Below are 23441 nucleotides of genomic sequence, written 5' to 3'. Positions count from 1 at the left end.
TTCACCACATACCCGGTCTCCGCCACCGCCCGACGCACCGCCATCTCAGCGGCCAGAGAGACATTGCCGTGGCCGTTGAGCACGCGAGAGACCGTGCCGCGCGAGACCCCCGAGGCCGCCGCGACATCATTGATCGTCGGTCGTTTCCGTACCAAAACCCTCAACTCTCTCCTGCGCTCCAGCGAGCATTCTCCCTCATCGGCGGGGGATCGGTAGCGGGGCGGTGGCCCGGCCTCGGGCCACCGCCCCGATCGCGTTCACCCGGTGCGGTGCACGCACTGCCCGTCAGGCGACTATCCGAGGGTCCATTGCTGGTTGGAGCCGCCGTGGCAGGACCACAGCCCCACCTGGGCGCCGTTCGAGGTCGAACTCTCGATCACGTCGAGGCACAGCCCGGAGTGGACTCCGCTGATCGTGCCGTCGCCGTTGATGTCCCACTGCTGGTTGGACTGGCCGTTGCAGGTCCACGTGAGCACCGCGGTGCCGTCGCTGGTCCCTCGGCCCTCGGCGTCCAGGCACAGCCGCGAATCACCGGAGTAGACGGTCAGTTCACCGTCGGAGGTGTAGGTCCACTGCTGGTTGTCGCCGCCCCAGCAGTCGTAGATCTGCAGCCGGGAGCCCGGCTCGGTGCTCTGGCTCGGCACGTCCAGGCACTTGTCGGCGGCAGTCGACCGCAGTTCCCCGCTCTCGCCGCCGGGGTCACCGGGGTCGCCCCCGTCGTCCTCGCCGAAGACGTCGAGCGTGGACAGCTTGTTCCCGTCGCAGTCGAACAGGGCCTGGTTGTCCCAGGCGTTGCTCTCCCCGGCGTGGTCGTCGATGTAGTCCATGCCGGCCGAAAGCGCCCAGCTGGTGTCGCCGATCCACGCCGGCTCCCACCAGACCAGGCCGCGGCCGCGGTCGTTCGGCACGTCCGCGACGGCGTCGCTCACATCCCGCAGGAAGTCGGTCTGGCCCTGCACGGTGGCGGGGTAGCCGCTCCTGTCCGCGTGGTCGGAGGTGAAGATGTTGCCGCCGCCGTCGCAGTCGTTCAGCGTGTGCGCGTACGCGGTCTCGACGATGAGGACGTCCTTGCCGTAGCGGCTGCTGACGTCGTTGAGGTTGTACTGCAGGTCGCCCAGAGTGCCGTGCCAGTACGGGTAGTAGGACAGGGCGATGATGTCGAAGTCGAGGCCGCGCGAGGTGGCGTTGTCGAACCAGTTGCGGTAGGCGCCGTTGTTGCCGCCGCGGTCGAGGTGCAGCGCGATCTCGATGTCGCTGCCGCCCTGGTGGACGCCCTCGATGCCGGCTTCCAGCAGGCCGGCCAGCTGCGACCAGTTGTCGGTGCTGCCCTGGGGCCAGAGCATGCCGTTGGTGATCTCGTTGCCCACCTGGACGATGTCGGGCTTGGCGCCGGCGGCGTCCATCTGGGAGACGACGTCGCTGGTGTAGCTGCGGACCGAGTTCACCAGTTGGCTGTAGCCCTGGTTCTCCCAGGCCTTGGGCTTGAACTGCTTGCCCGGGTCGGCCCAGAAGTCCGAGTAGTGGAGGTCGAGGAGGACGTCCATGCCGAGGGCCTTGGCGCGCTGCGCGAGCTCGATGGTCTTCGACAGGTCGTTGGTGCCGCCGCCGTACGGCTGGCCCGAAGCGGAGTACGGGTCGTTCCACATCCGCAGCCGCACCAGGTTGGCGCCGCTGTCGGCCATGATCTCCAGCGCGTCGCCCTGCGTCCCGCCGTCGTAGAACCGGTCGCCCGCCGCCTCCACCTCCAGCAGCGTGCCGGGGTCGACGCCCATATAGAAGTCGCCGGGGGCGGCCTGGGCCGGGGAGGCCGCCCCCAATCCGAGGATGGCCAGTGCGGCGGTGAGGGCCGCCGCGATCGTTCGTCTCATTTCTCGCTCCCTTGCGAATCGTGGGCAGCGGCGCCGCTCGGCGCCGCGGTCGAACTCAACCCTTCTCCGCGCCCGCCATGGCACCGGCGACCAGGTATCGCTGCATGAGAACGAAGACGATCGTGATCGGCAGCGCCAGGAACACCGCTCCGGCGGCGAACGTGGTGAAGTCGTTGGAGTACTGGTCGGTGATCATGTCGAACAGTCCCAGTGCGACGGTCTGCTTGCTCGGGCTCTGGAGCAGCAGCCGAGGCAGGATGAAGTCCATCCACGGCATCGTGAACTGCATGACCGCCACGAACGCCAGCATCGGGCGCATCAGCGGCAGCATGATCTTGCGGAAGATCGTGATCCGGCCCGCCCCGTCGATCGCGGCGGCCTCGTCCAGACTCGCGGGCAGGTTGTCGGTGTAGCCCTTCATGAGCCAGGTGTTGTACGGCAGCGCGGCGGCGATGCCCACCAGCGCCACTCCCGTCAGCGAGTCCAGCAGTCCGAAGTTGAGGAACAGCATGTAGACGGCGATGGCGGTCAGGAAGGACGGGAACATCTGGAGGATGAGGATCGACAGCATCCCGAACTTGCGTCCGCGGAAACGGATTCGGGCGAACACGTACCCGCATATGGCCGAGAGCGCGACGCCGCCGACCATGTTGAGCGTGGCGATGTAGAGCGAATTGAGGTACCAGCGCCCGTATCCGGTCTCGGTGAATAGGAAGACGTAGTTGCCGAACGACGCGTCCTCGGGGATGGGGGTGGTGTTGGCCAGGCCGCCGCCGGGCCCGAGGGAGGCGCCCACCACCCACAACAGCGGGAAGATCACGATCACGGCGACGATGAGGAGGAAGAGGTGGATGAAGACGCTGGAGAGCTGCCCCTTGCGGCGTTCGCGCTCCACGATGCTGGCCGGCGTTTCCCGCCTTGTCGTGACGACCATGGCTACAGCTCCCGAATCGCCCTGGAACGCTTGAGGTTCCAGACCGAGATAGTGCCGACGATGAAGAAGACGATGATGCTCATGACCGCGCCGATGTTGTACAGGCGGTTGTCCAATGTGAGTTTGAACAGCCAGGTGACGAGCAGGTCCGTGCTTCCGGCGAAGCGGTAGTCGACGTTGTCGGGTCCGCCTTCGGTGAGGAAGTAGACCAGCCCGAAGTTGTTGAAGGCGGCCACGAACGCCAGGACCAGCAACGGAGTGCACGTGCGCTGCACGATCGGGATGGTGATGTACCGCAGCTGCTGGAGCGGTCCGGCGCCGTCGATGCGGGCGGCCTCGTAGTAGCTGTCGGGGATGTTGGTGAGCACTCCGCCGACGAGCGCCATGAAGAACGGGAAGCCCAACCACAGGTTGACCAGGAGCACCACGGCGCGGGCGAGGTTCGGGTTGGTGGGGTCGGTGAACCAGTAGACGCGCTCGTCGGTCAGGCCGATGTCGACCAGGAACTGGCTGATGGGGCCGAACTGGCCGTTGAACATCGCGCGGAACACCAGGGCCGAGACGAGCGCGGGCACCGCCCAGGGGAGCAGGAAGATCGTGCGCCACACGCGCGGGAACCTGACCTTCTTGTTCGCGAGCAGGACGGCCAGGAGGAAGCCGGCGCAGTAGGTGGTGAAGGTCGCCAGGACCGCCCACACGACCGTCCAGACGAGCACGCCGAAGAACGTCCCCGCCCACGACGGCACCGTGAAGATCTGCGCGAAGGTGTCGAACCCCACCCAGTTGACGAGGTTCATCGGCGGCAGGTTGTCGCGGTTGTAGTCGGTGAACGCCACCATGACGCCGAAGGTGATCGGCAGCACCGACATGAACACCATGAGCACCAGCCCCGGCGACAGGGCGATGTAGGCGAAGGCGTTCTCCCAGGTCTTGCGGAAGTAGTCGGCGGAGCGTTCGGGGGCCGCGCCGGCATTCAGGCCGGCGCGGTAGCGGACGGCGTCGCGGACACTCCAGATCGCGATGATCGCGAGCAGGCAGAGCGTCAGCAGGGCGATGATCCCGTTGGCGAGCAGGACGATCGAGTTGTCGCCCTCGTTGAGCCCGGTGAGCGACATCTGGCGGGGCGTATCGCCGAGGGTGATCAGACCCCACAGGCCCTTGACGAAGAAGCCGCCGTTGTCGCGGGGTGTGAATTCCATTCCGGCGTAGTAGTTGCCGGTGGTCATCTCCCAGACGATGGCGGCCGCGTAGAACGCGAAGAAGAACGCGGCCTTGCCGAGTTGGCGGTTGAGAAGCTGGCCGGCCCCCCACACCAGTGCCGAGGCGATGCCCGGCACCGGTGCGGGGAGGGCGGAGCTCCTGGTGTTCCCCGGTTCGCCCGGCGCCCGAGCGGGGGCTGAGGCGCGGGGAGCGGGGGGCTTGGTGGTGCTCACGATCGGATGGTCCTAGATTCCGTGGAGTTCTTCGTAAGTCTCGACCGCCTTCTCCTGGGCGGCGGCCGCGTCGGACAGGTCGTCCCATACGTCGATGACCAGCGTGTCGCCGACCTCCCAGAAGTACTCGGGGATCTGCGGGACGAGCTCGGCCTGGGCGGACTGCTCGACGATGCCGGCCACGTGCGGGTCGTCGGCGATGCCCTCGACGCCCGAGATCAGGTCCTCATTGAGCGCGGGGATCTGCCCGGTAGAGCCGTAGACGGCGGCGGCGCCCTCGTCGGAGGCCAGGAAGTTGGCGAAGACGCGAGCGGCGGCCGGGTACTCCGTGAAGCCCGAGACGGCCGCGACGTGCATGCCCGCGAAGGTCGTGGCCGGGTCGCCGCCTTCCGCGGTCGGCATCGTGGTGACCCCGTACTCGAAGCCGTTCTCCTCGGCGCCCTCGTCGAAGAGCGCGAAGCTCCAGGGTCCGGTGGTGACGTACGGCGTCTCGCCCTCGGCGAACGCCTCCTCGATCGTCTCCCAGCCGCCGTCGCCGCTGGGGACGTCGTAGATGTCGCGCAGTCCCGCGTAGTACTCCAGGGCCTCGACCAGGCCCTCGTCGCCGAAGCCGGGGTTGGCGGCGTCGTTGTCGGGGAAGACCTGCCAGCCGAGGGTCGACAGGATCGGATAGGCGCGGTAGATCTCGCTGTTGGACATCCGGATCGTCCACTGGTTGCTGGCCGGGTCGTTGTAGTCCTCGGCGAGTTCGGCGATCTCCTCCCAGGTGGCGGCGGGCTCGGGTGAACCGGTGAGCTCCTCGAGGAGCGTCTCGTTGTACATCAGCGCCATCGACTCGGTGGTGACCGGGACGGCGTACATCTGGTCGTCCTGGGAGACCACGCCGGTGAAGGTCTCGTTCATGCGGCCTTCGAGGACGTCGGTGTAGTTGCCGAGGGGTGCCGCGGTGCCGTCGTCGATCGCGTTGGGGATCTCGTTGTAGAAGGTCATGAAGACGTCGGCGCCGGTCCCGGCTTCACCGGCCAGGGCCATCTTGCTGGCCGTGTCGTGCTTGCCGACCAGCTCGTACTCGACCGTCACGTCGGGGTACTGCTCGTTGAAGGCGTCGATGACGGCCTCGGCGAGGTAGTCCTCCTCGAACCAGACTTTGAGGGCGGCCTCGCCATTGGCGATCTCCTCCTCCATCACGTACTGCTGGGCCTCGTCGTCCCATTCGAGGTCGCCGTCGTTCTCCTCGCTCTCGGGGGGCCCACCGCAGGCGGCCAGACCCAGTACGGTCGCCGCGGCGATCGCGATAGCTGCTTTGCCTCGCATGGTCACGTCCTTTTCGTCTCGGTTGAGGGAATCTGGCGCTGGGCTCCAGCGGCAGACCGTGAACGATTACATGAACATAGCGACATGGGTCACGTAAAACAAGTCCCGTATTGAAGGTATCTGGCGGTATGCCGGTAATCACGGTTCATAGAACGATCACAATTCTGAAACAACCGCTGACGGGCGCCAGGTTGCCGACCTGCGCGAGGCAGATCAGCGTGCACGTTCACACGATCTGATGCGAGCAACTCTGCAGGAGACGGCGTTGAACTCGACTCGCCGGACGGGAACCGGAGCCTCCCGGACGAGGCGTCTATACGCCTTGGAGGGCGAAGCGCTGGTTGTCGCCGCCGCTCGGTGCCCACTGCGAGATGCGCGCGCCGTCGGCGGTGGAGACCTCCCAGACGTCCATGGCAAGGCCCGAGCGGCGGTTGACGAAACTGAACGTCCCTCCGGCCTGCCGGACCGGTCGCCATTGCTGGCTCGTCGCGTCGGTGTCCGGCTGCTGAGTGATGTCCGAACCGCTCGCCGAGTCGGCCGCCTCGAGCACCAACCCGCTGTGTCGAGCCTTGACGCGGTAGTACTCCCCACCGCTGGCGACGAACTCGAACTGCTGGTTGGTTCCGCTGTTGACCGACCACTGGATGAGCCGGGCCCCGGCTGCGGTAGACCTGGAGTCGATGTCGGCCGCCTTGCCGCTGTGCTGGGCGACCAGTCGGTAGAAGACCCCGGTCTGCACCCCGTCGTCGTCGTTCTGGTCGGTGACGAAGGTGGTGATGCTCCGGCCGGGCAGCTGAGTGGTGAAGGAGCCGTTCGAAACTCCGATCGCGCTCAGGGGCTCGAGGCTCCGGTCAGCATCGGTCACCCACGGCTCCACCCTGGACGCGGTGGTGTCCCGCATTGTGAACGACAGGTCCACCGACCATCTGTTCTTGTTGATCGCCACGATCACGACCTCGGACCCGCTTCTGTACGCCGAAACGAACACACCCGACTGCGGCCGGGCGGTCGCCTCGACTCGCACATGCCCGGGGCGGACGAACCTCGAGAAATGCGCCATGTTGGCGCCGCGCTTGCTGATCTGTCCGTCCTCGCGCATCGGGCCGTAGTAGCGCCGGATGTACCACCACAGATAAGCCTGGAACTGCCCGTCCACCATCGCCCGGTGGACGTGCTCGCCGACATCCAGCGCCTGCGGCCACAGGTCGGCGTCATCGGAGCTGTTGGGGTAGTAGACCTCGGTCATCCACAGCTCCTTGCCCTGGCCCCGCTGCTGGAACAGCGGGTAGGGGAAGTCGGCCGGCTGCGTGCCGTACAGATGCGCGCCGAGGATGTCCAGATTCGCCGACGCCGCCGAATCGTTCAGGATCGGGTCGGACAGGTTCTTGCGGTACTGGAACGACTCGGGAGCGATGACCCTCGTGGTCAGCGATCCGGCGTGGTCGCGCAGGAACCTGGTCAGCTCATCGGCGGTCCACCACGTCCAATCGTGCGCGTAGTCGGGCTCGTTCTGCACCGAGATCCCGTACAGGTCCACCCCTTCGTCGGCCATGTAGGCGGTGAAGTCGTTCAGATGCCGCGCGTAGGCGCCGTACATGTCGTGGCGGAGCCGCCTGCCCTCGGAGAAGTCCTCGACCATGTGCGCGGGTGGATTCCACGGCGAGGCGATGACCTTAGCCCCGAGTTCGATCGCCCGCCGCGCCGTCGCCACCTCGCCGCTCCACCGCGACGGGTCCTCGTAGACCGGCATGCGCAGAATGGAGAACCCCAACTGGCCCGGTCCGTCACCGAAGGCGGTGTCGCGCTGGGCCGCGGTCAGATCGCTGATCCACACGGTGTGGTTCATGCCGCCGAAACCCTGAATGGTCTGGCGTGTCGCGGCGGGGTCCACGGTCACACCGGACTGCGCCGAGGCGGGCGTCGCCACGGCCAGCACCGGCAGCGCCGCACCCGTCGCCAGCAACGATCGGCGGTTGAGCGACTTGGCTCCGGCTGCGGTGGATTCGTTTCGTCGTGACTTCATGGGTTCTCTCCTTCTCTGGTTCCGAATCGGTCGACGCCGCCTCCTCAGCAGGGGGAATCGCTCTGCGTCAGCAGGCCGAGCCTCCACGGCAGGAGGTTGTACGGGCCGGAGGCGTCCGGGTCCTTGCCCTGGTAGAGGAATCGGAGGTCGCAGGGACTGATGGTCAGTGTCTGGTCGATGCCGCTCCGGATCAGCTCTCCGTGGCTGAAGTCGTGCGTCCAGGCAGTGCCGTCGAAGGCGACGTTGCCCCGGGCGGCGAACGGGTTCTCCTTGGTGTCGGCCAGCGGAGTCCACGGCCCGGTGACGGACGGCGACGTCCAGGACCGGAAGATGCGGCCGCCTGCGGTGATGGCCTCGACCAGCAGCAGATACTCGTCCGCCCCCGCCAGCTTGTACACGTTGGCGCCCTCGAACAGCCAGTGGTGGTTGTCGTCGTGCATGGCGATCACCGGGTCGGTGAAACCGTTGGGGAAGTTCCCCACCGAGGTCTGCGCTCGGTACAGGTTGCCGTTGTCGTCCGAGGAGTACATGTGGCAGTTCGCGCCGTCGCAGATGGTCCAGAAGTCCAGCCACTGCCCGGCGCCCATGTTGTCGAGCACGATCTGCGGCGTGTCGGTGTAGAACGGCGTCGGCGAACTCCACGAGTCCGGGTCGCCGATGTCGGTGGTCGTCGAATAGGCGACGTTGTCGCCGATCTGATAGGTCAGGTACCAGCGCTGCTGCGGCTCGAAGTAGAACACCTGCGGTGCGGCCTTGTACCCGCCTCCGATCGGCGTCTCGTCGAGGAAGTGGAGCTGCGCCTCGTCGGCCCGCGACCAGTCGGTGAAACTGAGGTACGCCAGGCTGTAACCCTGATTGTCGCTCACCACGCTGACGAAGACGTGGTAGCGGCCGTCGTGGTGGACGACCGACGGATCCTTGACCGAGACGATGTCGTGGTTCGCGTCGGATTTCGGTTCGACCAGGCTGCCGCTGGAGTTCCACTGGAGACTCGTCGGGAGCACGCTGCCACCGGCTCTCACGACGTCGAGGTAGTCGATGTTGGCCAGGCCGCCGCCGCCGGCGGCCGTGAGCCGGATCGTGTTGCCGCCTTCCCGCACGGGCACGGAGAGGGTCTCGATCGCCCAGCCGCTCCAGGAACCGGTCGGTCTGAAGGCCACTCCGGACTGGACAGGGGCGCCGTTGGCGCTCAGGTCCGCCGGGCGGTCGGCACCGGCTCCGTTCGCGTACTTGACGCCCAGTGTGAAGGTTCCGGGAGCCCCGGCGTACACAGTGAACTCCACGTGAGTCCCGACCCGGTTCGGGGTGTTGCAGAATCCGTCGCCGGAGAATCCGGAGTGGTTCGAGTCGATCGTGCCCTCGCAGACCGCGTCCTCCGCCTCGTACCGTGCCGACTGCGCCTGGGCGCTCGGCGCGATCAGAACAATGGCGGCCACCAGGGCCATTACGGGTATGAACACGAACCTTGCAGACCGGCTCATGGGAACTCCTTCGATGTACCTGCGTCTCCCCGGGAGAGGCGACTCGTGATAAGAGATCGATATATAGCGACATCTGGAATATCGCGGAAGCGGACTCCGATGATGTGGGCCGCTTCGGAGAAGCGGCCCACATCGATCAGCGGAACAGGTCGGCGGGTATCACCCCTTGGGTCCGCATCTCCTCGGTCGCCAATCGCGAGTACTCCGTAGCTCCGTATTCGGAGAGGTGGGTGTTGTCGCCCTCCTCGTCGGTGAGGTACAGCGCCTTGGACCCTTCGGGGCCGAGGTCCTCCACCAGCTCCTTGGTGAGCGATGTCAGGTCGATCAGGCTCACGTTCTCGGACTGGGCCAGTTGCCGCATCTCGGCGGGCAGGTCGACGCCGCGCCCGTTGACGTGCAGCGCGACACCGTTGTTCAGCGTGCCGTCGGAGTTGAACCTGCGACGGACGATCGGCGTGACCAGTACGGGAGTGCCGCCCTGGTCGCGCACTTCGTCGATCATCCTGGTGAGGTTCCAGCGGAAGTCCGAGGCGCTGGTCTGCTTGTCGTTGTGCCCGAACTGGATGAGCACGAAGTCGCCCTGATTTATGTGCGGGCGCATGGCCGGGAAGAGCCGCGAGTTCGCGAGGAACGATCCCGAGCTTTCTCCGGAGTCGGCGTAGTTGGCGACCGACAGCCCGTGGGTGAAGAACTGCGGCAGTTCCTGGCCCCATCCGGTGTACGGATACCAGGACTGGTCGCAGGCGGTGGAGTCGCCCGCGATGAAGAGCTGCCGCTGATCGGCGGCGGTGACGGTGAGGTCGCTCAACCGCGGCGCCCGGCCGTCGAAGTACAGGTCGAGGCCCCGGCTGCCGGTGTCGCCGGTCGGCTGGCCTTCAGGGTCGCGCACGTTGACGGTGAATTGCACCGTCACCAGTTCTCCGGCGGCGGTCGGCGTCTCCTCCAGCATGGTGCGCCGGGTCTCGGCCTCGATGAAGGTGGAGCCCGCCTCGTCGCCGCCGAGGACGGCGGTGACTTCGTAGGTGCCGGGGGCCACGTCGTAGTGGCAGACGATGGGCGCGCTGCCGGAGCAGCCCTCGATCCCACCGCCCCCTCCCGGGTCCTCGTCCACGGGGATGAGCCGGAACTGCTGGTTGGCTCCGCCGTTGGGCGTGTACTGGCTGATTCGGCCGCCGGGCTCGGTGGACCTCTCCCACACGTCCAGGGCCTTGCCGGAGAAGCGGCTGACGAAGGTGACGTATTCGCCGCTCTCCTGCACCTGCCACTGCTGGTTGGTGCCGTTCTGGTCGTTGTACTGGGCGATGGTGGCCCCGTTGTCGGCGTTGCGTTCCCACACGTCCAGCACCAGATCGGAGTGCCGGGCCTGGACGCGGTAGTAGCCGTCGCCGGAGTCGACGAACCGGAACTGCTGGTTGGTCGCGTCGGTGCGGTGCTGCTGGCGCAGTTCGGCGCCGGTCTGCGTCGAGGCGCCCTCGATGTCCATCACCAGGCCCGAGGACCGGGACTCGATGACGTACCAGGCGCTGGTGTCGGGCGCGGCAGCGGCCTTGAAGGGTTGGAGGACGAAGAAGGACGTGACCGCTACCGCGGCCGCGATGAGTACTGACAACGGTCTCAGCCATCGGCTTCGGGATGTTCGCATGATCGCTCCATGTGTCGGGGGTGTCCGGTGAACCGCCGGGGGTGGCGGAGGTGCGGAGCCGGCAGCGCGCCCGTGCCGGGCAGGCCCTGCCGACTCCATCGAAATATCGCAGTGCGTCGATATAACGATCGCTTCAGCGTACCTGTGAACGATCCCAGAATCAATGACTCCTCGATTTCGATCTCAGTCGCATGGGGAATGCGGAATCGCGGTCCGCGGTCTCGACCCCGGCGGCGACGCCGACCGAGGTGGCCGGCATGACGGTGGTGCCCGAGTCGTGAGAGCACCGGTGCGGACCCGACGCTCGGCGCGGAGTGAGCGTCATCGCCCCGCGGGCGGCTCCCGGTCGCTACGCTTCCGCGTATGGCTATTGAGCGCATGGACAACGTCCTCATCGTGGTCGAGGACCTCGATGCCGTCATCGAGTTCTTCGTCGAACTCGGCATGACGCTGGAGGGCAGGGGACCGCTTGAAGGGGACTGGGCGGAACGGGTCATCGGGCTCGAGAAGGTCCGGCAGGACGTCGCCATGCTGCGGACCCCGGACGGCCACGGCAAGATCGAGCTCGCGAGCTTCCACACCCCGGAACCGATCCGTCCGGACCCGGTGAACGCGCCGGCGAACACGTTGGGAATCCGCCGCGTCATGTTCGCCGTGGACGACATCGAAGACACCGTGTCCCGCCTGCGATCCCACGGCGCCGAACTCGTCGGCGAGATCGTCCGGTACGAGGACGTCTTCCTGCTCTGCTACGTTCGCGGCCCCGAGGGCATCGTGGTCGGACTGGCCGAGGAACTCGATTGAATCGGCCCGAGACCGCTCGATGGCGCGGGCGATGGACGACCCCGCGGTGGAGGAAGCTGTTCGAGCACGAACGCCGAGGCACCGTCTGGATAGGCACCCGCGTGTGGCTCCTCGCCCTCAATCCGGCGGCCGGAGGGCTCCTCGCCGCCCGGCCCGCAACCGGAGCGACCGAGACCAGATACGCAGAGCACCGCTTATCGCGCCCCGGCGCAGTCGACGAGCGTGCCAGGCGCCGGGGCGGTCATCACCAGTGCGCGATATGCGCAGGTGCGCGTCGGTATCCTCGGGGCACGAGGTGGGTTCATCGAGTAGGAGGACAGCCGGTGCCGGACAACGCGTCCTCAGCGCGACGCGCGAAGGCGAAGCCGTCGATGGGGGATGTGGCCGCGCTCGCCGGGGTCTCTTCGCAGACGGTCTCGCGGGTGTCGACCGGCGCGGAGCACGTGCGGCCGTCCACACGCGACCGGGTGCTCGATGCGATGCGCCGGCTCGGATACTCGCCGAACTCGGCGGCGCGAGCGCTGAAGTACGGCGCCTTCGGCGTCATCGGCATCATCGCCCACCAACTGAGCCGGACCGGCGAGTCCCGAACGGTCGAGGCGGTCATCGAGGCGGCCCAGGACGAGGGCTACACCACCACGGTGGTCGACGTGGTCACGCCGATGTCCACCGACGTCTCGGAGGCGGCCGCCCGCCTCTCGCACCAGTCCATCGACGGTCTGGTGATCATCCGCGCCGAGACCGTCACGCCCGCCATGCTCTCCCTGCCGCCCGGGCTCCCGGTCGTGGTCTCCGACTCGCGCTTCGTCGGCCACCATCCGGCCGTCGGCGCCGACCAGGTGAACGGGGCGCGGCGGGCCGTGGAGCACCTGCTCGGCCTCGGACACCGGACCGTGCACCACGCCGCGGGGCCGGTGGACTCCGGCCCGGCGCAGCTGCGGATCGACGGCTGGCGCTCGGCGCTGGAAGGCGCTGGCCGCGAGGCGCCGCCGCTGCTGCGGGGGGACTGGACGGCGCGGTCGGGATACGAGGCGGGGCGCTCGATCGCGGGGAGCCCGGAGGCGACGGCCGTGTTCTGCGCCAATGACGAGATGGCGGCCGGCCTGCTCCACGCGCTCCACGAGGCGGGTCGCCGGGTCCCCGGCGAGGTCTCGGTGGTCGGGTTCGACGACATTCCGCTCGCCGAGCACCTGTGGCCGCCGCTGACGACGGTGCGTCAGGACTTCACCGAGATCGGAACCCGCCTGGTCGAGCTGCTCCTGCGCCAACTCCGGGAAGACAAGCCGCTCCAGGACGTCCACGAGGTCGTACCGGTCGACCTCGTCCAACGCGCCAGCGCCGCACCGCCGATGGACTAGCGGCCCCGGCGGAGACCGCTTTCGCGGTGCCTCGGAAGGCCACTTGACAACGCCGATTCACATGTGTGAACATAATCGAACATAATCAATGTTTACGTAAACATCGAATCGCGGATCCAAGCGACCACCCTCACACCTGGAAGGCCGAGATCCAATGTCAACGAAGACGTCAACGGCACCCCGGAAATCCAAGTCGCGGCCCAGAACCGTATGGGCCCGAAGGGCGGTGATCGCGGTCCTGTCCGCCGCGGCGCTGCTCGTCGGCTCGCTCGCCGCCCAGACCGCCGCATCGGCGCAGCAGACGACCGCGAGCGACTCGGTCGAGGTGGGACAGACCTGGTACGACACCGACGGGAACTCGATCCAGGCCCACGGCGGCGGCTTCCTGGAGCACGACGGCTGGTACTACTGGGTCGGGGAGAACAAGAGCCACGACTCCGCGCTGCTCCTGGCCGTCAGCCTCTACCGCTCGCAGGACCTGATCAACTGGGAGTTCGCAGGCGACATCCTCACCAGGGACACGCCCGGAGTGTGCAGCACCGGCACCTACGACGAACCCGACTGCAAGATCGAGCGCCCGAAGCTGGTCTACAACGAGGCCACCGACAAGTTCGTCCTGTGGGGACACTGGGAGACCGCCGACAGCTACGCCGCCTCGCACCTGATCGTCGCCACCAGCGACACCGTCGACGGCGACTACACGGTCGAGCGGAACTTCCGACCCGGCGTCGGCGAGGTCACCACCGAACACGCCGACCCGACCTATCCGGGCGACGACGAGCTGTGGGGCTACGGCTCGCGCGACTTCACCGTCTTCCAGGACCCCGACACCGGCGATGCCTACCTGGTCGGCTCCGAGGACCACCTGAGCATGCGCCTGTACCCCCTCACCGACGACTACACCGACGCCGACTGGCAGAACTCCTACCCGCTGTTCGTGGGCCAGCGGCGGGAGGCGCCCGCGCTGGTCAAGGCCGACGGAAGGTACGTCCTGATCACCTCGGCCCAGTCGGGCTGGTACCCCAACCAGGGGATGTACGCGACCACCGACGACATCACCGACCCGGACGGGTGGTCCGAGCCGGCCCCGGTCGGCAACAACACCACCTTCAAGAGCCAGCCGACGAACATCATGACCATCCAAGGCTCCGACGGCCGGAACCGCTACATCTACATGGGCGACCGCTGGGAGCCGAGCGCGCTCGGCTCCTCCACCTACGTGTGGCTCCCGCTCCGGATCGACGGAACCGACGTGACCATGGACTTCCATCCCGAATGGGGCTTCGACCCCGCCACCGGCACCTTCGACCTCCCCGAGGTCGACCTGGCCTCGGAGCATCAGCCGGTCACCGCCGCCGTCGAGAGCCAGGACTACCCGCCGGAGGCGGCGAACGACGGCATCGACTACAACCTCAACACCAGCGGCGACAGCACCAACTACTACCTGCCGTCCGAAGTGCCCTTCAGCTGGGAGGTCGACTTGGGAAGCGCCCGGGAGCTCAGTCGGGTCGACCTGAGCTGGCGCCAGTGGAACGGCTCGGAGACCTACAGCCAGTACACGATCCGGGGCAGCGTCGACGGCGATACCTGGGACCTGCTCGCCGACCGCTCCGGCAACACGACCGTCGGGTTCACCACCGATCCGCTCGCGGGCCGGTACCGGTACGCGCGCATCGACGTCTCCAACGTGGTCAACGACCACAACGGCAACGGCGCCTCCTGGGCCGCCGGCCTGGTCGAAGCCCAGGTCTACGCCGCGGAGAGCACCTCGGGCGGTACCGGTTCGATCGTCGCCGCGCACTCGGGGAAGTGCGCGGACGTGGCGGACGGGTCGACCGAGAACGGCGCCGAGATCCAGCAATGGGGCTGCGACGGCGCCTCCAGCCAGCAGTGGCGCCTCCAGGACGCCGGAGACGGCTACGTCCGGATCGTCTCCGAGGCTTCGGGTAAGTGCCTCGACGTGGAAGGGCAGTCGACCGTCGACGGGGCGCGAGTGTTGCAGTGGGACTGCCACGGCGGCTCCAACCAGCAGTGGGAGATCCGCGAGGCCGGCGACGGCCACGCCGAGCTCGTCGCCCGCCACTCGGGCAAGTGCCTGGACGTGAGCGGCGCCTCGACCGCCGACGGCACCCGGCTCCAGCAGTACGAGTGCTGGTGCGGGGACAACCAACGCTGGAGCCTGTGACATCTCCACTCGGTGCGGGCGGGACCGAATGCCGGTCCCGCCCGCATGCCGTCGTCCCTCCTCGGCGGACCGTTAGTTACGATAATGAAAATCGTTTCTATCAAAGGAGGCGCCGTGGCGTCAGTCGAGAGCGACCGGTCCGCCTGCTTCGTCCAACCGGCCCTGCTATGGACCGCCGAGCGCGGCGCATCATCCTGAATCTAAAACGACATATATCGACAACAAGGTATTGGATCCAATTGTGAGCAAGCTGCCGGTGACAGTCCTGTCGGGTTTCCTGGGCGCCGGGAAGACCACCGTCCTCAACCATGTGCTGGCGCGCCGCGACGGCATGCGGGTCGCGGTGATCGTCAACGACATGAGCGAGATCAACATCGACGCCGACCTGGTCCGCGACGGCGGGCGGCTCTCGCGGACCGAGGAGCGCCTGGTCGAGTTGACCAACGGCTGCATCTGCTGCACGCTGCGTGAGGACCTGCTGGTCGAGGTCGCGCGGCTGGCCCGCGAGGGCGCGTTCGACTATCTGCTGGTCGAGTCGACCGGCATCAGCGAGCCCATGCCGGTGGCCGCCACCTTCGCCTTCGGTGAGCTCGAGTCCGGCCCGCTCTCGCAGCTGACCGAGCTCGACACCATGGTCACCGTCGTCGACGCCCCGAACTTCCTCGCCGAACTGTCCGAAGGCGACGATCTCGCGTCGAGGGGCCTGGCCGCCTACGAAGACGACGAGCGCACCGTCACCGATCTCCTGGTCGACCAGGTCGAATTCGCCGACGTGTTCCTGCTCAACAAGACCGACCTGGTCGAGGCGGCCGAGGCCGATCGGATCGAGGCCGCGCTGCGGCGGATGAACCCCGAGGCTTCGGTGCACCGGACCGTGCACGGCAGGATCGACCCGTCCGCGATCGTCGGCACCGGCCGGTTCGACCTGGCCCGCGCCGAGGGCGCCCCGGGCTGGGTCAAGGAGATCAACGGCGACCACGTCCCCGAGACCGAGGAGTACGGGATCTCCAGCCTCCTGTTCCGCTCCGACGCGCCCTTCCACGCCGGGCGGCTCTGGGAGTTCGTCTCCGAGATGGACGACGGCGACCACGGGCGGATCCTGCGGTCCAAGGGCTTCTTCTGGCTCGACGCCCGCCCCGGGGCCCTCGGGCTGTGGTCGCAGGCCGGCTCGGTGGCCCGGTTCGAGCCCTACGCGGCCCGCACCGCCGGTCAGGGCCAGGAACTGGTCTTCATCGGCGTCGATCTCGACCGGCCGGGCCTTGAGCGCCGCCTGGAATCCTGCCTCGCCGCGGAGGGCGAAGCGCCCGGCGCCGACCCGTTCCCCGAGTGGGATGTGGCCCTCCTCGGCGACCACGCCGGGCACGCCCGCTGACATCCGAAGCGCTATGCCTGTTCATGGATGTCGCGGGCCCGGATGAGGAACAGCACGGCGACGCTGCAGGCGACCGCGGCGAGTCCGGCGATGAGGAGGACCTCGGACAGGCCGGAGGCGAACGCCTCGCGGGCGGCTCGGACCACGTCGTCCGAGCCGGGAGGGAGGGACGCGGCGAGGTCGTCGAGGCGTCCGGCGGCCACGGCGCGGGCCGCTTCGGGGTCGGCGACCCGGCCCCCCAGAGCAGCCCGGCGCCGACCACGACCATCCCGTCGCAGGCCAGCGCTCGCACCGGGGCGAAGCGGGTGAGCCCGCCGCTGATCGGCGCGACCAGGAGCATCGTCACCGACAGTCGCATCGGCGCCGACAGCCCCGGCGTCGGCGTCCTCACCGGCTACACCGCCGCCTTCTCCGACGACGCCGACGAGGAGCGCGACCGCTACTACCGCTTCGTCGTGGACACGGTCCTGGCCGGACTCGAACGGTTCCTCGCACCGGAGGACTGACCCCGGTCGATCGCCCGTCGGAAAGCGTTCGCAACGTCGGTATCGTGTCTCGGGGAACACGCCCTCGACGACAGGAAGCGAGCACCTCGATGAAGTTCTTCTCCCTCTCGCGCGTCACGCTGTCGGAAGGGCCGTTCGCACACGCCCTGCGCACCGACCTCGACTACGTGCTCGCGCTGGAGCCCGACCGGCTGCTCGCGCCGTTCCTGCGCGAGGCGGGCCTGGAACCGAAGGCGCCCAGCTACGGCAACTGGGAGGACAGCGGCCTGGACGGGCACATCGGGGGCCACTACCTGTCGGCCATGGCGCTGCTGGCGGCCGCGACCGGCGAGGCGGAGCCGCGGCGGCGCCTGGACTACACCGTGGCCGAGCTGGCCCGCGCCCAGGACGCTGTCGGGACCGGGTACGTCGGCGGAGTCCCCGGCGGCGCGGCCCTGTTCGAGCGGCTGCGCGAGGGCGGCATCGCGGCGGCGACCACGCTGGGTTCGAGCGACCACTGGGTGCCCTGGTACAACCTGCACAAGACCTTCGCGGGCCTGATCGACGCCCACCGGATCCTCGGCCACGAGCAGGCCCTCGAAACGGTCGTCCGGCTCGCCGACTGGTGGCTCGACGTCGCCGCGGCGCTCGACGACGAGGCGTTCGAGGCGATGCTCGACACCGAGTTCGGCGGCATGAACGAGTCCTTCGCCGACCTGGCCGCGATCACCGGCCGCGGCGACTTCGCCGAGATGGCCTCGCGCTTCTCCCACCGGAAGATCCTCGACCCGCTCCTGGAGGGCCGCGACGACCTGACCGGCCTCCACGCCAACACCCAGATCCCCAAGGCCGTCGGCTACGCCGCTACCGCCGCCGTCCGCGGCGACCGGCGACTGCTGGAGGCGGCCCGGTTCTTCTGGCGCGAGGTCGTCGAGCGCCGCACGGTCGCAGGCGGCGGCAACAGCGTCCGCGAACACTTCCACTCCCCGGGCGACTTCTCCCCGATGATCGAGGACCGCGAGGGCCCCGAGAGCTGCAACACCTACAACATGCTCAAACTGACCAAGGCCCTCGCCGAGACCGCATTCGAACCGTCCCTCCTGGACTTCGCCGAACGCGCGGTCTACAACCACCAGTTGGCCTCCCAGCACCCCGACCACGGCGGCCTGGTCTACTTCACCCCGATGCGGCCGCGCCACTACCGGGTCTACTCCCAGCCCGAACTCGGCATGTGGTGCTGCGTCGGCACCGGCATCGAAGCCCAGGCCAAATACGGCGAGCTGATCTTCGCCGAACACGAGGGAGCCCTGGCGGTCAACCTCTACATACCGGCGGTCCTCGACGCGCCCGAACTCGGCGGGAGGTTCCGGCTGGAGACGGACTTCCCGGCCGACGAGCACCTGCGGCTCACGCTCGATCTGAACGAACCGCGCACGCTCGCGGTGCGGCTGCGCCTGCCCGACTGGAGCGACGGCCTCGCCGGCCTCGCCGTCAACGGCCGAGAGGTCGAGGCCGAATCGGTCCCCGGCGCGGTCATCCTCACCCGCCAGTGGCAACCGGGCGACACCGTCGCCTTCCGCCTGCCGCTGCGGCTCCGCGCCGAACGGCTTCCCGACGGCTCGCCGTGGCAGGCGTACTTCGCCGGCCCGGTCCTGCTGGCCTCCCGCGACGGCGCCGACCAGCTGACCGGGCTGCGCGCCGACGACAGCCGCATGGGCCACGTCGCCCACGGCCCGCTCCGCGCCCTCGCCGACGCCCCGATCGTCCCGGACACGGCCCCCGAGAAGGCGCTCAAGAGCGAGGCGCCCCTCCGCCACCGGCTCGAGTTCGCCGACCCCGCAGGAGAGGCCGAACTCGTCCCCCTCTTCGAGATCCACGACAGCCGCTACACCGTCTACTGGCCCGTGGCCGCCGCGGACGAGGTGGGACGGCGCCGAGCCGAGCTCGTGGCCGACCGCGACCTGCTCGCGCTCGACGCCAGGACCGTCGACCGGGTCGCCCTCGGTGAACAGCAGCCCGAAAGCGACCACGGCTTCCGCGGCCGGGCGACCGAGGTCGTGATCGACGCCGAGGGCCGCCGCGCCCGCACCACCGCCGCGACGATGGCCGTCACCCTCAAAGACCCCGGCCGCGAGGGCCGCCTCCTCCGCATCGGCTGCCGCCTGACCGGATCACCGACCGCGGTCGCCGTCCGCGTGAACGGCACCCTTCTCACCACCGAGACCTGGACCGACGAGCGAGGCGACTACGACCACGACTACGCGCTGCCCCCGGCACTCACCGAGTCCCGGCCCGTCGAGTACGAACTGGAGATGACCGCCCCCACCGAGAACCCGACCCCGCCGCTGACCACGGTCCGCCTGCTCCGCTGAAACCCGCCCGTCCCGCGAACCCGTCGCCGTCGACTACTCGATCGGGTCGGTGTCGGGTTGGAATGCGACCCTGGCGCACCAGAAGGCGTCGTCGAAGACCTGCGGGACCCGGCAGCGGCTCGGGGCCGTCGCACAGAGCTCCTACGCGATCCTCGACCCCGAACGCGGCCTGCTCCACACCGGCTTCCTCGACCGCCCCACCCTTGAGGAATGGATCGTCTTTATCACTGGATGACACGCTCCCGGCGGGATCGGCGGGGCACCCGAAAACGGCGTAACGTGAAAGCAGGCACAGAATCCCGGTCGGCCAGACCTGTACGGTGCCGAACATGAGTGGAGTACCAGGTGCGCACCCGACCTCGAACGAATCCGGCCGGTACCGGCCCGGGGACGCCTGCGAGATCGACCGCGGCGCGACCGTCTCGCGACTGGTCGACCGCGGGCTCGCCTCCTGGATGCCCGGCGGCCCGGAGGAGGCGTCCGCGGTGAGCGCGCGAGGGTCCGAAGAAGTCAAGAACCGCTACCTGTCCGAGGTCGACATCTTCCGCGACCTGACCGAAGCCGAGCTCCAGACCATCGCCGACTCGGCGCCGATGCGGACGGTCCGGCGCGGAGAACTCCTGTTCTCGCCCCGGCAACGGGTCGAGACGCTGTTCATCCTCAAGGCCGGCTCGGTCCGGATCTTCCGGGTCGCCCCCGACGGCCGCGCCCTGACCACCGCGTTCCTGGAGCCGGGAACCGTGTTCGGGGAGATGGTCCTGCTCGGCCAGCAGATGCACGACCAATACGCCGAGGCCGTCGAGGACGCGACGCTGTGCGTGATGAGCCGGGCCGACGTCCTCACCTACCTCATGGCCAACCCCAAGGTGGCGATGCGCGTGGCCGAACTGCTCGGTGAGCGCCTGATCGAGGCCGAGCAGCGGGTGGCCGACTTCGCGCTCAAATCCGCGCCCGAACGCATCGCCTCTTCGCTGCACACCTTGGCGCGCAAGGAATACCAGAAAGCTCCCCGGAACGGGCAACTGGTCGTCCACCTCACGCACAGCCAACTCGCCGACCTGGTCGGCACCTCCAGGGAGACGGCCACCAAGGCCCTCGGCGAGCTCGCCGACACCGGTGTCGTCAGCCTCGGCCGCGGCAAGATCACCATCCTCATGCCCCTCGAACTCCGCGACGCCGCCGACCGCTGATCCCTCGCCCGGGAGACGACCGGCGGCGAACCGGTACACTCGACCGCATTCGAGCGAGGTGGAGAGGCACGGCGTGGCGACGATCGGCGATGTTGCACGCGAGGCCGGGGTGTCTCGCAGTACGGTCTCCTCGGTCCTGACCGGCCGCAAGTACGTCAGTCCCGAGACGACGGCCAAGGTCGAGGCCGCGGTCGCCAAGCTCCAGTTCTCGGTCAACGCCGGGGCGCGGGCGCTGGCGACCTCCCGGACCATGATGCTCGGGGTCGTCGTCCGCTTCCACGACGCCGAGTTCAGTCCGGCGCTGGCGGCGTACCTGATGGCGCTGACCGACGCGGCGCGAGAGCTGGGCTACTCGGTCGTGCTGCTGACCGAGCTCGACGGGACCGAGGCGGTGCGGCGGGCGATCTCCGGCCGCCAGGTCGACGGGTTCATCCTGCTCAACGTGGTCGAGGACGACCCGCGACTCGAGCCGATCTGGCAGGCGCGCTACCCGGCGGTCCTGGTGGGGATGCCCCGGGACACCCGCGGCGTCGACGCGGTGGACCTCGACTTCGCCTCCGGAGCCGCGCTCCTGGTCGACCACCTCGCCGACGCGGGGCATCGCGAAGCGCTGTTCGTCCGCTGGCCCGAGGAGCTGTACGCCGCGGGAAGCACCTACGCGACCCGGTTCGCGCGCGCGGCCGAGGAGCGGGCCGACCGCCGCGGCCTGCGGCTTGCCCCGATCGCCGTGCCGGTGGGGCCCGAGCGGGTGTGCGCGACCCTTCGCCAGGAGCTTCGGAACCCGGAGAACCCGCGCGCGCTGCTGGTCCACAACGACGCCGCGGTGGCGATGCTCCCGTTCGTGCTGCACGAACTCGGCATGGGGGTGCCGCAGGACCGGAGCGTGGTCTCGCTGCACTCCGCCGAGCTCGCGCGCCTCTACGTCCTGTCGTTCACCTCGGTCGAGTCCGAGCCGGTCGCCGTCGCCCAGACCGCGGTCGAAATGCTCTGCAAGCGGATCGCCGAGCCCGACCGGCCCGCGCGGAAGCGGCTCGTCACGCCGCGCCTGGAGCCCCGGGACAGCGTCGAATTCCTCGGGTGAGAGCGCGGCGACCGCGCGGCACCGCAGCTTGCGAGGCAGCGAATCGGTTCGCCTTGACGGAGCGAGCCGGGTTCCGGCATGATCTGTCGCGAACCGGTTCGCTGGCTGAAGAGAACCCCAGCCGGCAAGGCACCGGCTCGACCGCCGGAGCGGTCGAGCACCGACAGAAATGAGTGACGACCATATGAACACGTTCGAAGCCACCGAGGACGCGATCACCTGGCGAGGCGACGGGGAGACGATCGTCGTGCAGGCGTGGGGGCGCGATTCGCTGCGGGTGCGCAGTTCTCCGGCCGGAGAGGTCGTCGACACCGATTTCGCGCTCGTCGAGCCCGAGCCGGCCCAGGTGGAGATCGAGCTCGGCGAGCGGGAGGCGACGCTGGTCAACGGCGAGATCACCGCCGTCCTGCGCACGGCGGACTTCTTCGACGCCGGGGTCGGATACCGGCGTTTCACCTGCCGGCTGGAGTTCCGGGACTCGACCGGCCGCACCCTGCTCGAGGAGCTCGGCGGCGGGGGCTCGCTCAAGCTGACCGCGCGCGAGTTCCGGCCCCTGGCCGGGGACTCGCACCGGCTGCGGGCCGCGTTCGAGCCGGTCGCGGGAGAGAAGCTGTACGGCATGGGCCAGTACCAGCAGGACCTGCTCGACCTCAAGGGGGCGACGTTCGAGCTGGCGCACCGCAACTCCCAGGCGAGCGTCCCGTTCGTGATGTCGAGCGCCGGATACGGGTTCCTTTGGCACAACCCGGCGATCGGGACGGCCACGTTCGCGAACAACCGGACCGAGTGGGTCGCCGAGGCGACCGGGCAGCTCGACTACTGGATCACCGCCGGCGCCACCCCGGCGGCGATCAGTGCCGCCTACGCCGAGGCGACCGGGCACGCGCCGATGATGCCCGAGTACGGGCTCGGGTACTGGCAGTGCAAGCTGCGGTACTGGAACCAGGAGCAGCTGCTGGAGGTCGCCCGCGAGCACAAGCGCCGCGGCCTGCCGCTCGACGTGATCGTGGCCGACTTCTTCCACTGGCCCCACATGGGCGACTTCCGCTTCGAGACCGAGTTCTGGCCCGACCCCGCAGCGATGGTCGCCGAGCTCGAAGAGCTGGGTGTGGAGCTGATGGTCTCGATCTGGCCGCAGATCTCACTGGAGTCGGAGAACTTCGGCCTGCTGAAGAAGAACAACCTGCTGGTGCGCACCGAGCGCGGCCTGGACGTCCAGATGGGCTTCCAGGGACCGAGCATGTTCCTCGACCCCACCGACCCCCGCGCCCGCGAGACGGTCTGGGAGATCGTCAAACGCAATTACCACGACCTGGGGATCAAGGTGTTCTGGCTCGACGAGGCCGAGCCCGAGTACGGGGTCTACGACTTCGACAACTACCGCTACCACGCCGGGCCGAACATCGAGGTCGGCAACGTCTACCCGCAGGCGTATTCGCGCATGTTCTACGAGGGCCAGCGGTCGGCCGGGCAGGACGAGGTGGTGAACCTGGTCCGCTGCGCCTGGGCCGGCTCCCAGCGCTACGGGGCGCTGGTGTGGTCGGGCGACATCCACTCGACCTGGACGGACTTCCGCCGCCAGATCACGGCCGGCCTCCACATGGGCGTGGCCGGGATTCCGTGGTTCACCACCGACATCGGCGGGTTCCACGGCGGGGACATCACCGACCCCGGCTTCCGGGAACTGCTGGTCCGCTGGTTCCAGTTCGGGGCGTTCTCACCGGTCATGCGCATGCACGGCGACCGGCAGCCGCAGGAGCGGATCGAGGCGGCCGACGGTTCCGCGCGGTGCCCCTCGGGGGCCGACAACGAGCTGTGGAGCTTCGGCGAGGAGGTCTACGAGATCCTGGCCCGCTATGTGCGCCTGCGCGAAGCCATGCGGCCCTACACCCGCCGCCT

General features: G+C 68.5%; 18 protein-coding genes and 1 pseudogene. 10 read left to right on the top strand and 9 right to left on the bottom strand.

Annotation, left to right across the window (positions count from 1 at the left end; genetic code table 11):
• The 9 genes and pseudogenes from JFB92_RS16205 to JFB92_RS16170 form a co-directional block, all read right to left on the bottom strand.
• On the bottom strand, positions 1 to 164 hold a 164-nt coding region (locus tag JFB92_RS16205), incomplete at its 3' end, for a LacI family DNA-binding transcriptional regulator (RefSeq protein WP_372451654.1).
• Between the two features lie 129 nt (positions 165 to 293).
• Entirely contained in the window at positions 294 to 1868 is a 1575-nt protein-coding gene (locus JFB92_RS16200) for a lectin (protein ID WP_199041044.1), read from the bottom strand.
• A gap of 55 nt (positions 1869 to 1923) precedes the next feature.
• Positions 1924 to 2802 carry a sugar ABC transporter permease gene (locus JFB92_RS16195; RefSeq protein ID WP_199041041.1) on the bottom strand — a complete coding sequence of 293 codons (879 nt, stop codon included), beginning with the start codon at positions 2800 to 2802 and terminating at the stop codon, positions 1924 to 1926.
• Positions 2803 to 2804: 2 nt separating this feature from the next.
• The gene (locus JFB92_RS26660; RefSeq protein ID WP_199041037.1) at positions 2805 to 4235 is read right to left on the bottom strand and encodes a carbohydrate ABC transporter permease; all 1431 of its coding nucleotides are present in this window, start codon (positions 4233 to 4235) and stop codon (positions 2805 to 2807) included.
• Between the two features lie 12 nt (positions 4236 to 4247).
• Positions 4248 to 5549 carry an extracellular solute-binding protein gene (locus tag JFB92_RS16185; RefSeq protein ID WP_199041034.1) on the bottom strand — a complete coding sequence of 434 codons (1302 nt, stop codon included), beginning with the start codon at positions 5547 to 5549 and terminating at the stop codon, positions 4248 to 4250.
• Positions 5550 to 5862: 313 nt separating this feature from the next.
• The gene (locus JFB92_RS27185; RefSeq protein ID WP_443667685.1) at positions 5863 to 6288 is read right to left on the bottom strand and encodes an RICIN domain-containing protein; all 426 of its coding nucleotides are present in this window, start codon (positions 6286 to 6288) and stop codon (positions 5863 to 5865) included.
• 18 nt (positions 6289 to 6306) lie between these two features.
• A pseudogene (xynC, locus tag JFB92_RS16180) lies at positions 6307 to 7572 on the bottom strand (glucuronoarabinoxylan endo-1,4-beta-xylanase XynC); the annotation flags it as partial.
• Between the two features lie 44 nt (positions 7573 to 7616).
• Positions 7617 to 9053, bottom strand: coding sequence for a non-reducing end alpha-L-arabinofuranosidase family hydrolase (locus JFB92_RS16175; RefSeq protein WP_199041028.1), 1437 nt, complete (start codon positions 9051 to 9053; stop codon positions 7617 to 7619).
• A 136-nt stretch (positions 9054 to 9189) separates the two neighbouring features.
• Positions 9190 to 10662, bottom strand: a complete 1473-nt coding sequence (locus tag JFB92_RS16170) for an RICIN domain-containing protein (protein WP_199041026.1) — start codon at positions 10660 to 10662, stop codon at positions 9190 to 9192.
• A gap of 396 nt (positions 10663 to 11058) precedes the next feature.
• On the opposite strand from JFB92_RS16170, the gene JFB92_RS16165 reads away from it, so the two are divergent.
• From JFB92_RS16165 to JFB92_RS16120, 10 genes are all read left to right on the top strand, one after another.
• Complete coding sequence (locus JFB92_RS16165) at positions 11059 to 11499, top strand: VOC family protein (RefSeq protein WP_199041022.1); 441 nt, start codon at positions 11059 to 11061, stop codon at positions 11497 to 11499.
• A gap of 371 nt (positions 11500 to 11870) precedes the next feature.
• A complete protein-coding gene (locus tag JFB92_RS16160) occupies positions 11871 to 12857 on the top strand; it encodes a LacI family DNA-binding transcriptional regulator (protein WP_199041019.1) in 987 nt (328 codons plus the stop codon).
• Positions 12858 to 13083: 226 nt separating this feature from the next.
• Positions 13084 to 15042, top strand: a complete 1959-nt coding sequence (locus tag JFB92_RS16155) for an RICIN domain-containing protein (protein WP_199041016.1) — start codon at positions 13084 to 13086, stop codon at positions 15040 to 15042.
• A 238-nt stretch (positions 15043 to 15280) separates the two neighbouring features.
• Complete coding sequence (locus JFB92_RS16150; protein WP_199041047.1) at positions 15281 to 16414, top strand: GTP-binding protein; 1134 nt, start codon at positions 15281 to 15283, stop codon at positions 16412 to 16414.
• Between the two features lie 23 nt (positions 16415 to 16437).
• Complete coding sequence (locus JFB92_RS16145) at positions 16438 to 16920, top strand: hypothetical protein (RefSeq protein WP_199041013.1); 483 nt, start codon at positions 16438 to 16440, stop codon at positions 16918 to 16920.
• Between the two features lie 89 nt (positions 16921 to 17009).
• The gene (locus tag JFB92_RS16140; protein WP_199041011.1) at positions 17010 to 19271 is read left to right on the top strand and encodes a beta-L-arabinofuranosidase domain-containing protein; all 2262 of its coding nucleotides are present in this window, start codon (positions 17010 to 17012) and stop codon (positions 19269 to 19271) included.
• A 49-nt stretch (positions 19272 to 19320) separates the two neighbouring features.
• A complete protein-coding gene (locus JFB92_RS16135) occupies positions 19321 to 19506 on the top strand; it encodes a hypothetical protein (protein ID WP_199041006.1) in 186 nt (61 codons plus the stop codon).
• Positions 19507 to 19600: 94 nt separating this feature from the next.
• Positions 19601 to 20461 carry a Crp/Fnr family transcriptional regulator gene (locus JFB92_RS16130; protein ID WP_199041003.1) on the top strand — a complete coding sequence of 287 codons (861 nt, stop codon included), beginning with the start codon at positions 19601 to 19603 and terminating at the stop codon, positions 20459 to 20461.
• A 73-nt stretch (positions 20462 to 20534) separates the two neighbouring features.
• The gene (locus JFB92_RS26655; RefSeq protein ID WP_199041001.1) at positions 20535 to 21542 is read left to right on the top strand and encodes a LacI family DNA-binding transcriptional regulator; all 1008 of its coding nucleotides are present in this window, start codon (positions 20535 to 20537) and stop codon (positions 21540 to 21542) included.
• 184 nt (positions 21543 to 21726) lie between these two features.
• Positions 21727 to 23441: glycoside hydrolase family 31 protein (locus JFB92_RS16120; RefSeq protein ID WP_199040998.1), on the top strand; the 1715-nt coding region annotated here is incomplete at its 3' end.

Source organism: Glycomyces salinus (assembly GCF_016428645.1).
GTDB classification, from domain to species: domain Bacteria; phylum Actinomycetota; class Actinomycetes; order Mycobacteriales; family Micromonosporaceae; genus Glycomyces; species Glycomyces salinus.
The sequence above is the reverse complement of the archived record's forward strand: the minus strand, read 5'-3'. Positions and strand labels throughout refer to the sequence as shown.

Coding starts and splice junctions, on each gene's coding strand:
- JFB92_RS16185 (WP_199041034.1), bottom strand. CDS start 5,549: ATGCGAGGCAAAGCAGCTATCGCGATCGCCGCGGCGACCGTACTGGGT.
- JFB92_RS16200 (WP_199041044.1), bottom strand. CDS start 1,868: ATGAGACGAACGATCGCGGCGGCCCTCACCGCCGCACTGGCCATCCTC.
- JFB92_RS16130 (WP_199041003.1), top strand. CDS start 19,601: ATGAGTGGAGTACCAGGTGCGCACCCGACCTCGAACGAATCCGGCCGG.
- JFB92_RS16175 (WP_199041028.1), bottom strand. CDS start 9,053: ATGAGCCGGTCTGCAAGGTTCGTGTTCATACCCGTAATGGCCCTGGTG.
- JFB92_RS16165 (WP_199041022.1), top strand. CDS start 11,059: ATGGCTATTGAGCGCATGGACAACGTCCTCATCGTGGTCGAGGACCTC.
- JFB92_RS16140 (WP_199041011.1), top strand. CDS start 17,010: ATGAAGTTCTTCTCCCTCTCGCGCGTCACGCTGTCGGAAGGGCCGTTC.
- JFB92_RS16145 (WP_199041013.1), top strand. CDS start 16,438: ATGGATGTCGCGGGCCCGGATGAGGAACAGCACGGCGACGCTGCAGGC.
- JFB92_RS16195 (WP_199041041.1), bottom strand. CDS start 2,802: ATGGTCGTCACGACAAGGCGGGAAACGCCGGCCAGCATCGTGGAGCGC.
- JFB92_RS16160 (WP_199041019.1), top strand. CDS start 11,871: ATGGGGGATGTGGCCGCGCTCGCCGGGGTCTCTTCGCAGACGGTCTCG.